This window comes from Flavobacterium sp., from assembly GCF_049318325.1.
Classification (GTDB): Bacteria; Bacteroidota; Bacteroidia; order Flavobacteriales; family Flavobacteriaceae; genus Flavobacterium.
Genome location: NZ_JBMOGQ010000090.1, coordinates 1 through 9698, shown reverse-complemented (window position 1 = coordinate 9698; position 9698 = coordinate 1). Strand labels below are relative to the sequence as shown.

Below are 9698 nucleotides of genomic sequence, written 5' to 3'. Positions count from 1 at the left end.
GGTAAATTCTATGCTTTTTTCCTAAGATTATTAAAATTATTGTTGAATTAAAAAAATGAAAAAAATACTTAAAGCAGTAGCTATTTTAGCTTTGCTCAACACTTGTGCCTATGCGCAAGAAAAGGATTCTATTAAAATACCTAATTCTAAATTATTTGAAATCTTATCAGGAAAATTAGTCTCTTTTGATGCTAATCAATTAAAAGAAGTGGTCATTTCAGATACCAAATTTGCGCAGCGCCAAGAAAAATCGGGAAAAGTTATTGAAGTAATTACCGCTCAGGATTTAGAAAAAAAATCAGGGCAAAGTCTACCAACGATACTAAGTCAGGCTGCGGGAATGGAGATAAATGGAAATCAATCGGCTAACGGAAAAAACTTGGGTTACTATATTCGAGGTGGAAGAAATCGTCAGGTTTTGATTGTGATTGATGGAGTCCCAGTAACTGATGCTTCGGGAATTTCAATGGAATATGATTTACGATTATTACCCATTGACCAAGTGGAACGAATCGAAATTATGAAAGGCGCGGGGAGTACACTTTATGGAACAGGTGCTGCAACGGGAGTAATTAACATCACTTTAAAAAAAGCTACTAAAAAGGAAATTCAAGGCAATGCCTATGTGAATATTGGTTCGAATAATACAGCAGATAATCACAAATACAATGGACAAGATTTTAATCAAGGATTGTCATTTAACGGAAAACATCATAAGTTTGATTATTTGACCAGTTTGAATAGTACCGAAACCAGTGGAATGTCAGAAGCTCAAGGTGAAAATTATGAAAAAGATTTTTTTTCAAGAATTGCCGTAAATCAAAAAATTGGTGTGGCAGTAACTTCAAAATTGCGAGTAGATTTATTTGGTAATTACGATCGATTGAAAAACACGTTTGATGATTCTTATAACGGTGTTACATCATCTGATAACATTAATAATCAAGGCAAAACAGAACAGTTTAGAGCGGGAGTTTCATCAAAATATACATACAACAAAGGGGAATTTGTATTTAATTCAGGCGCATCAAGTAGTAAACGGAATTTATTGATTTTTGGTTCTGAATTTGAATATAAATCTAAAAATGTAAGTGTAGATGCGTTCAATAAATATAGTTTTTCAAAGCAGTTTTTTGTGTTATTAGGTACACAATATCAGTTTAGTGAAATGAATTTTGATTCAGCATTTGGAAAAATTGATAATGAAAAGGCCAAGTTTGTCATTGTCGATCCATACACAACAGTGGTTTATAATTCGTCTTTTGGTTTTAATTTAAATACTGGGGTGAGAATGAATAGTCATAGTGTTTATAAAAATCATTTGGTTTATAATTTCAATCCGTCGTATTTGTTTGGTAAAAAAACACCAATCAGATTATTAGCATCTTATTCAACTGCTTATATCACACCAAGTTTATATCAATTGTATGATGCTTATTCGGGTAACATCAATTTAGAGCCCGAAGAAAACAGTACTATAGAAGCAGGTTTTGAAGTGAAATTATATAATAAAAAAATAACGCTAAATACAGTTGCCTTTTTGAGAGAAGAAAAAAAAGCTATAGATGTTGATGCGAATTATATTTATTACAACGTAGATGGAAAAAGCAAAGCTAAAGGAATTGAAACATCGATTTTAGTTGATGTTACTCCAAAATTAACAGTCAATGCCAATTATACTTTTAATGAATTAGATGAGCGTTTGCAAAGATTAAATCCAAAGCATAAAGCGAATTTAGCCGTGAACTATGAGTTTACAGATCGATTTTTTGCGGCAATCAATTATCAGTATTTAAGTTCTAGAATTGATGCATTTGGGTTTCCATCACAATTTGTAAAACTAGATGCTTACAGATTATTGAATGCCACGTTGAAGTATGAATTAATTAAAAACCGTTTGACTGTTTTTGGTTCCGCCACTAATATTTTTAATGAAGAGTTTGTAGAGAATGTTGGCTATTCTACAAGAGGTAGAAATTTCAAAATTGGGTTAAATATAATTTTGTAAATGAAGTCAAGTGCCCGAAAGAGTATTTTTTATTTATGTTCTATATACATCTCACTTCCCAAAGAATTTATTGATTTAGAATCTGTAAAATCACGTTCAATAATGCTTGGTACTGGTGGCAACATTTTTCCGCTAGCAACGATTTGATTTATGGCAGCATTTAATAAAGGTTCGTCAACGTTACCTAATATACCAAGATTACCCATGTTTTCAGGTAGTAAAGTAGTTGGCGCAATACCAGAAGTGTAATCGCCAAAATTGTCTTTGTTTACTATTTTCAATACGATGGGTTGCATTGCATATTTATGATTTGGATTTACATTCGATTTTGCAAAAGTAGGAGAGTCGTATAAAGTAATAGAACCTACATTTTTCCCCGTTGTTTTATCGCCAATTTGAACTACATCGATATACGATTTTAAACAGTTTATGACTAGTTCACTAGCAGAAGCAGTAGCTTTGGAAGTGAGTACATACACTCTGTTAAGATTCAAACTATTTAATCCTGAAACAAATTTATTTTCTAAAGAACCTGGATTATTGGCCAAGAAATAGTTCTGTGCTTTCGCATTCCATTGTTGTTTGGCAAACAATTGTCCGGTGAATTGTCCGGTAATCATACTAGCCAATTTTGTTGCTGAGTTTATTGATCCGCCAGAGTTATAGCGTAAATCCAATACTAAACGGGTTACATTTTGAGATTTAAAAGAACCAAAGACAGTATTTAACTGACTGTCATAGCTAGAGTAAAATCCGTTGTACATCAAGTAGCCAATATTGTGTGTGCCTTGGTTAATAACTGTACTTAATAATATTGGGTTTTCTGCCAAGGTAGTTTTGGTTAAAGTAACCGATTCCCCGTTTGGTGTAATAGTGACAAAACCACTACTATCGCTACTATAGTTAGCTAAGTTGACAGTATAGTTTACATCATTACTAAATAGAAGTGTTCTATAATTGTCATCTGTCAATGGGATACCGTTAATCGCATAAAATATATCGCCACGATTTATGTTTTTGGTCGCTGCATCAGAATTCGGAATAATATACCTAACCCAGCCATATATATTAGTAGTGCCATTAATATGTTTTAGCCCGAAATCCATTCCGTTGTTTAATGTATTTCCGGAAAGCGCACCTTCCAAAAGGTTATAGTCACTATAAATCACACTAAAACGATCTGTTGTTGAAGGCACACGAAGTGCGTTGAACAAGTCGGTTGGGGAACTATAAGGCTCAAGAAAAGCATTCAATTGCGATTGATTAGCAAATCGATCATCTGCTAAATCAGGAACATCGGCCTGCCACAAATAGTATAAATTCATGCCTTTCCAGACAAAGTCTTTTATTTCAAGACTAGCCGGAACCGCATTGTCATCCATATCAGAACAACTAAAAGGGACAACAAATGATAACGCGATTAGTAACGATATTACATATTTATTCATAGCATTTATTATTTTAATAACCGTAAATTTACAAAGTTTAGATTAATAATATTATTTTGTTTGTAACAAATAAAAATTTGTATCGTCTTGCTCTTGTGGCCAACTCACCAAATATATTTCAATGAATCAAAATGAGTTTATGCAACTTGTAAATCCGTTTAAGGATAAGCTCTTTCGGTTAGCAAAACGATTACTCGTAAGCACTGAAGAAGCTGAAGATGCCACTCAGGAAGTATTGGTAAAATTATGGAACCGAAATGAAATTTTGGATGAATACAAAAGTGTTGAAGCTTTGGCAATGACAATGATAAAAAATTATTGTTTAGACCAGTTGAAATCCAAGCGAGCAGGTAACATGAAAATTGTTCACAATAATTTCACAGATAGAGAAGCGAGTTTGCAACAAAAAGCGGAAGACACTGATATTTGGGAATGGGTTGAAAAAATAATGAACAACTTACCCGAACAGCAAAAGCTAATTGTTCAAATGCGAGACATTGAAGAAATGGAATTTGAAGAAATTGGCAAGGTTTTAGAAATGAATGAGCAAGCCATTCGCACAGCATTATCGAGAGCAAGAAAAGTTATAAGAGAAGAAATGATAAAAACACATCATTATGGCATTGGATAGAATAGAAATTTTACTAGAAAAATACTTCGAAGCAGAAACCAGTATTGCTGAAGAAAAGGAATTGAAAGATTACTTCACTTCATCAGATGTTGCTCCGTCTCTGGAAAAATACAAGCCACTATTTGGCTTTGCAGTTCATTCAAAACAAGAGCAATTTAGCTCCGCTCCGTTCGACTTTCAGCATCGGCATTCAGCTACGATTCCATTAAGCAATATAAAACGAAAAAGCGCAGTTTGGTTGTTAGTTGCTGCTTCTGTTTTAGTTTTACTTGGCTTAGGTTTATTTACATTTAATTATTATAACCAACAAAAATCGGAAGATTATGGGACTAATAATGATCCTGAAATAGCTTTTAGAGAAACTCAAAAAGCGTTGTCTATGATTTCGGAAAGCGTAAATAAAGGTATTGGAAGTATAAGTTATTTAAATGAATTTGAACAATCAAAAAACCGAATTTTTAAAAAATAAACAATCAGAAATCATGAGAAAATTAATTTTAAGTTTAGTATTAGTATTTAGTGCAAACACATTTTTTGCACAAAGCGTCTTTGATAAGTTTGAAGACCAAGAGGGGATAACGGCAGTTGTTGTTAACAAAAAAATGTTTTCACTTTTGAGTAAAATGGAAGTTAAGGACAAAGAGTCACAACAATATGTGAATTTGATAAAAAAGTTAGACAACTTGAGAGTTTTTGTAACACAAAGTGATAAAAAATCCGACGAGATGAAATCAACTTCAGATAAATATGTGAAATCAGCTTCTCTTGAAGAGTTAATGAAACTAAACGAAAAAGGTAAAAGTGTCAAAATATATGTAAAATCTGGCGCTTCAGATTCTCAAATAAAAGAATTGATGATGTTTGTAGAAGGTTCTGGTAATGAAGAAACAGTTTTAATGTCGTTAGTAGGTGATTTTGATTTGAACGAGCTTTCGGTTTTGACCGATAAAATGAATTTACCTGGTGGTGATGATTTGAAGAAAGCATCAAAAGGAGCTAAGGGTCCAAAAGGTCAAAAATAAGAAGTGATGAAAATTGCACTATACTTAGTCCTATTGTTTTCATTTTTACTATCAAGTTGTACTAATGAACAATCGCTTCAAAAATATTTTGTAGAAAACGCTGAAAACAAAAATTTTTTAACGATGGATGTTTCACCGAGCTTAATAGATATTGACAAAGCGAAGCTTACCATTGAACAAAAAACTGCTTTAGAATCGTTTGATAAAATGAATATTTTAGCTTTTAAATTAGATAAAAATAATAAAGCACAATATGATATTGAAAGCCAAAAAGTAACACAAATATTGAAGAATGAAAAATACCAAGAATTGATGAAAGTCGGCTCTGGTAAAGACGCAGCTTCGGTTAGTTTTGCTGGAGATGAAAATCACATTGATGAATTTATCCTTTTTGCCAAAAGGAAAGAAAGCGGTTTTGCAGTTGTTAGAATTCTTGGAAATGATATGAATCCCAATAATATCTTAAATATGATTTCGGTAATAAAAAACGCTAATATTGATATGGAGCAATTGAAACCATTACAAGGCTTAATTAAATAATTTTTAATAGGGACGAAAATTATCTACTTTTTACTTGTATATTAATGCTAATAAATCCCGCTTCTTATTTTTTAAAATATTTAAAAGGAACAATTAACATTCCGAAACATTCTCCATCTGCTTTTCCAATATGCTTGTGGTGCATCTTGTGTGCTCTTCTAACCGCTTTGGCATAAAAATTATTCGCATTTCTAAATAATTTAAATCGCTGATGAATAAAAATATCATGAACAATAAAATAGGCTACTCCGTAGGCAAAAATCCCAAGACCAACAGCAATTCCTAATTCAAAAACTCCGTTTTGCCAAAGTAAAAAGCAACCAATACTCACAACAGCATAAAAAATAAAAAAGGCATCATTGCGTTCAAACCATGAATTGTGGTCTTTTTTGTGGTGATCGGCATGTAATACCCATAAAAAACCGTGCATTATATATTTGTGGGTAAACCATGCCATGAATTCCATGATTAAAAATGTTAGAATAAAAACAGTAATTTGGAGTAACATATATAATTAAATTAAATTTAAGCGATAGTTTACATAACATCTAGCGAGCAGACCAAATTTTTGATAATCGGCAACACGAATTCTAGTGTTTTTAATTTCCATAGAAGGAGTTTTCTTTAGCTTTGTTAATAGTTTTTTGTAATATATAAAGGCTGTATAAACTCCAAACTTAGCTTCTAAAGGCAATTTTACTATTCCTTCAAAACCTGCGTGAAAATCGGCTTCAATTTCATTGATGATTTCATTTTTAGAATGTTCATCTAATCTAGATAAATCGGTATTTGGAAAATATGTTCTATTTAAATCTTCATAATCTGCTTTAAGATCGCGAAGGAAATTTACTTTTTGAAAAGCCGATCCCAATCGCATTGCAGATTGCTCTAATTCATTGAATTTTTGATCATCCCCATTCACAAATACCTTTAAGCACATTAGCCCAACTACATCGGCTGAGCCATAAATGTAATTGTTATACTCATCAATTGTGGTATATTCTTTTTTATACAAATCTAATTTCATGCTATTCATAAAAGCATTAATTAAGGTTTGTGGAATAGCATATTTATGGACAGTATTCTGAAATGAATTCAACACAGGATTTAAACTAATTTTATATTTCAATGCATTTTCCAAGTCTTTTTCAAACATCTCGAAAAGTACTTCTTTATTGTAATCATGAAAAGTGTCTACGATTTCATCTGCAAAACGAACAAATCCATAAATGTTATAAATATCCTGACGAATAGTAGGCGCTAACATTTTTACAGCAACGGAGAACGATGTACTATATGATTTAGTTACATTTTTACTGCAATCGAAAGATATTTTATCAAAAAGAGATTTCATGTTGAAAAAGAAATTAAATATTTTTTTTAATGAGTTCCGAAACAAGTTTTCCTGATATTAATGCTGGCGGAACACCTGGTCCTGGAACTGTTAATTGTCCTGTAAAAAAGAGGTTTTTAACTTTTTTACTTTTCAATTTAGGTCTTAAAAAAGCAGTTTGCAATAAGGTATTGGCTAAACCATATGCATTCCCTTTATAAGAATTGTAATCTTTAATAAAATCATTTACACAAAACGACTCTTTAAAGATAATATTATTTTTTATAGATTGATGTGTTAAATTTTCAAAACGAGTAATTATTTTTTCAAAATAAGTTTCTCTTAATTCCGGAGTGTCATTTAAACCAGGTGCTAACGGAATTAAAAAGATGCCTGCTTCTTTTCCGGATGGAGCTGAACTCACATCGGTTTTAGATGGGAAACTTGCATAGAATAAGGGTTCTTCTGGCCATTTAGGAGTATCATAAATGGCTGCAGCATGTATATCAAAATCGACATCAAAAAATAGGGAATGATGTTCTACATTTTCAATTTTTTTGTCAAATCCAACATAGAATAGGAGTGAAGAAGGTGCAAAAGTCCTATTGTTCCAATATTTTTCCGAATAGGCACGGTATTTTTTATCCAATAAAGATTCACTATGATGATAATCGGCACCGCTTAAAATAATGTCAGCTTCAATTGTTTTTCCATTTACAATTATGGCTTTCGCAGTTCCATTTTCTACTACTATTTTTTCAATATTAGAGTTGGTGTGAATAGTAACGCCTAATTCAAGTGCTAATTTTTCCATTGCTAAAATCACACTATACATTCCGTTTTTTGGATGCCAAGTTCCTAAACCAAAATCCGCGAAATTCATGAAACTATAAAACGAAGGTGTGTCAGATGGTTTTGCTCCCAAAAAAAGCACAGGAAATTCAAGAATTTGAATTAGTTTAGTATTGGAGAAACGTCTTCTAATGTCTTTTGAAATGTTGCCAAAAAATTGATTAACTTTTTTAGCAGTTTCTAATGTGACCAATTCTAAGGGTGAAACTCCTGGTCGATATACTAAGTCTTTAATTGCAATATCGTAATTGCTTTGCGCCTCTTTCATAAAGGTAGCTAGCTTTTTGCCACTACCATTCTCAATCGATTCAAAAGTTTCTATTATTTCAGGAAGATTATCAGCAATTGTAACAAAATCTTTTACCCCAAAATATACTTGATAAGCAGGAGATAATTTAATAAGGTCATAATAATCGGATGGTTTTTTACCAAAATCGGCAAAGAAACGTTCAAAAACATCTGGCATCCAATACCAAGTTGGTCCAATATCGAAGGTAAACCCATCTTTTTTTAGTTGACGCGCCCTACCTCCAATTGTTGTATTTTTCTCGTAAATAGTAACAGAATGGCCTTGTTGAGCTAAATAACATGAAGCGGCAAGAGAGGAAAAACCAGATCCAATTATTTTGATATGTTTTTTCATTTAATTTTTTAAAATATGAAAATTTAATAAGAATTTTTAGTAAGCTATAGTGTCAACCAAATCTTTTATAGATATGAAAGTTCTAATTTTTTCTGAAATTAATTTTTGGTCAATATTTTCAATCATTCTTCCAATTAACCATAAATTAGAGTTTTCATCTAATACTTCAGACTTTACTTTTTTGATATAATCATTGATACAGTCTTTATCAGGTTGAACAGTTGTATAACAGATGTATGTAATGTTATCAAAATATTTTTTCATGTCTTTTAAACTATCTATTGGAACACTCTCGCCAAGGAAAATGCTTTTATATCCATAACTTAATATTTCATAATTCAGATACATTAAACCTAAATCATGAATTTCATCCATTGGTAAATAAAGAACGAATAACCTTTCGTGATTTGTTGGTGGTTTGGTTTGAACAGTTTCGGTATTGTTTAGAAGTTTTTGTTTTATTAAATAAGATATAAAATGTTCATGGGCAGGTGAGATGGTGTCTGTTTGCCATAATAAACCTATTTCTTCTAATAGTGGTATAAAAACTTCATAAAAAACGTTTCTAAATGATTTTTCAGATAATAATTTATTATAAGTGCTAAAAAAAAGAGCATGATCAAAATTCATCATAGCCATTTTGAAAGAACTGATAGCATGATGTTTCACGCTTTTCTCTGATATAATTTCATTTACGAGCTCAGGTAATTTATCCTCGGATAATTTTGAAATTTTAGAAATTTTATAGCCATGATTGTGAAGCAATGTAACATTTAAAATCTTTTGAAGGCTAGCTAAATCATATAATCGAATATTTGTTTCGGTTCGCATTGGCTCCAAAACATTGTATCTTTTTTCCCATATGCGTATAGTATGAGCCTTAATACCTGTCAGATTTTCTAAGTCTTTTATACTGAAGACATTTTTTACATTGTTCATTTTTTTTCTAAATAAGTTAAACAAAGTTAGTAAAATATCTTTACAAACTAAGATTTAAAATAAATTTTAAAAAAAAGCAAAACCTAATCGGTTTTGCTTCTTAAAAGTGACCACGATCAGATTCGAACTGACACGTCTTGCAACACCACCCCCTCAAGATGGCGAGTCTACCAATTTCTCCACGTGGCCTAAAACAAAAAAAGTTATTCACCTTAGCGAACAACTTTATGTGACCCGACTGGGGCTCGAACCCAGGACCCCATCATTAAAAGTGATGTGCTC

The 9698-nt window shown here is 31.7% G+C and carries 10 protein-coding genes and 1 tRNA gene; 5 read left to right on the top strand and 6 right to left on the bottom strand.

Going from position 1 to position 9698, the window contains the following annotated elements:
- The first annotated feature begins 55 nt into the window (after positions 1-55).
- Positions 56-2008, top strand: coding sequence for a TonB-dependent receptor plug domain-containing protein (locus ACOYLP_RS08700; RefSeq protein ID WP_422855785.1), 1953 nt, complete (start codon positions 56-58; stop codon positions 2006-2008).
- Between the two features lie 29 nt (positions 2009-2037).
- On the opposite strand, the gene ACOYLP_RS08695 is transcribed toward ACOYLP_RS08700, so the two are convergent.
- Entirely contained in the window at positions 2038-3456 is a 1419-nt protein-coding gene (locus ACOYLP_RS08695) for a S41 family peptidase (protein WP_422855784.1), read from the bottom strand.
- 121 nt (positions 3457-3577) lie between these two features.
- Here ACOYLP_RS08695 and ACOYLP_RS08690 point away from each other — a divergent pair, with 121 nt between their 5' ends.
- The 4 genes from ACOYLP_RS08690 to ACOYLP_RS08675 are packed head-to-tail and all read left to right on the top strand — an operon-like array spanning position 3578 to position 5649.
- Positions 3578-4087 carry an RNA polymerase sigma factor gene (locus tag ACOYLP_RS08690; RefSeq protein WP_422855783.1) on the top strand — a complete coding sequence of 170 codons (510 nt, stop codon included), beginning with the start codon at positions 3578-3580 and terminating at the stop codon, positions 4085-4087.
- On the top strand, positions 4074-4556 hold the full coding sequence (locus tag ACOYLP_RS08685; protein WP_422855782.1) for a hypothetical protein: 483 nt from the start codon (positions 4074-4076) through the stop codon (positions 4554-4556). The genes ACOYLP_RS08690 and ACOYLP_RS08685 overlap by 14 nt, the downstream gene beginning before the upstream one ends.
- Before the next feature lie 13 nt (positions 4557-4569).
- A complete protein-coding gene (locus ACOYLP_RS08680; protein WP_422855781.1) occupies positions 4570-5109 on the top strand; it encodes a DUF4252 domain-containing protein in 540 nt (179 codons plus the stop codon).
- 6 nt (positions 5110-5115) lie between these two features.
- Positions 5116-5649 carry a DUF4252 domain-containing protein gene (locus tag ACOYLP_RS08675; RefSeq protein WP_422855780.1) on the top strand — a complete coding sequence of 178 codons (534 nt, stop codon included), beginning with the start codon at positions 5116-5118 and terminating at the stop codon, positions 5647-5649.
- A gap of 64 nt (positions 5650-5713) precedes the next feature.
- Here ACOYLP_RS08675 and ACOYLP_RS08670 read toward each other — a convergent pair whose 3' ends face one another.
- The 5 genes from ACOYLP_RS08670 to ACOYLP_RS08650 form a co-directional block, all read right to left on the bottom strand.
- Entirely contained in the window at positions 5714-6157 is a 444-nt protein-coding gene (locus ACOYLP_RS08670) for a beta-carotene hydroxylase (protein ID WP_422855779.1), read from the bottom strand.
- Between the two features lie 6 nt (positions 6158-6163).
- Positions 6164-7003, bottom strand: coding sequence for a phytoene/squalene synthase family protein (locus tag ACOYLP_RS08665; protein WP_422855778.1), 840 nt, complete (start codon positions 7001-7003; stop codon positions 6164-6166).
- Between the two features lie 13 nt (positions 7004-7016).
- Positions 7017-8477, bottom strand: coding sequence for a phytoene desaturase family protein (locus ACOYLP_RS08660; protein ID WP_422855777.1), 1461 nt, complete (start codon positions 8475-8477; stop codon positions 7017-7019).
- A gap of 36 nt (positions 8478-8513) precedes the next feature.
- The gene (locus ACOYLP_RS08655) at positions 8514-9416 is read right to left on the bottom strand and encodes a MerR family transcriptional regulator (RefSeq protein ID WP_422855776.1); all 903 of its coding nucleotides are present in this window, start codon (positions 9414-9416) and stop codon (positions 8514-8516) included.
- Between the two features lie 107 nt (positions 9417-9523).
- Positions 9524-9605, bottom strand: a tRNA-Leu gene (locus tag ACOYLP_RS08650).
- Between the last annotated feature and the right edge of the window lie 93 nt (positions 9606-9698).

Bases quoted from the DNA above. Each gene is read 5' to 3' on its own strand.
- ACOYLP_RS08700 (WP_422855785.1), top strand. From the start codon at position 56: ATGAAAAAAATACTTAAAGCAGTAGCTATTTTAGCTTTGCTCAACACT.
- ACOYLP_RS08695 (WP_422855784.1), bottom strand. From the start codon at position 3,456: ATGAATAAATATGTAATATCGTTACTAATCGCGTTATCATTTGTTGTC.
- ACOYLP_RS08690 (WP_422855783.1), top strand. From the start codon at position 3,578: ATGAATCAAAATGAGTTTATGCAACTTGTAAATCCGTTTAAGGATAAG.
- ACOYLP_RS08685 (WP_422855782.1), top strand. From the start codon at position 4,074: ATGGCATTGGATAGAATAGAAATTTTACTAGAAAAATACTTCGAAGCA.
- ACOYLP_RS08680 (WP_422855781.1), top strand. From the start codon at position 4,570: ATGAGAAAATTAATTTTAAGTTTAGTATTAGTATTTAGTGCAAACACA.
- ACOYLP_RS08675 (WP_422855780.1), top strand. From the start codon at position 5,116: ATGAAAATTGCACTATACTTAGTCCTATTGTTTTCATTTTTACTATCA.
- ACOYLP_RS08670 (WP_422855779.1), bottom strand. From the start codon at position 6,157: ATGTTACTCCAAATTACTGTTTTTATTCTAACATTTTTAATCATGGAA.
- ACOYLP_RS08665 (WP_422855778.1), bottom strand. From the start codon at position 7,003: ATGAAATCTCTTTTTGATAAAATATCTTTCGATTGCAGTAAAAATGTA.
- ACOYLP_RS08660 (WP_422855777.1), bottom strand. From the start codon at position 8,477: ATGAAAAAACATATCAAAATAATTGGATCTGGTTTTTCCTCTCTTGCC.
- ACOYLP_RS08655 (WP_422855776.1), bottom strand. From the start codon at position 9,416: ATGAACAATGTAAAAAATGTCTTCAGTATAAAAGACTTAGAAAATCTG.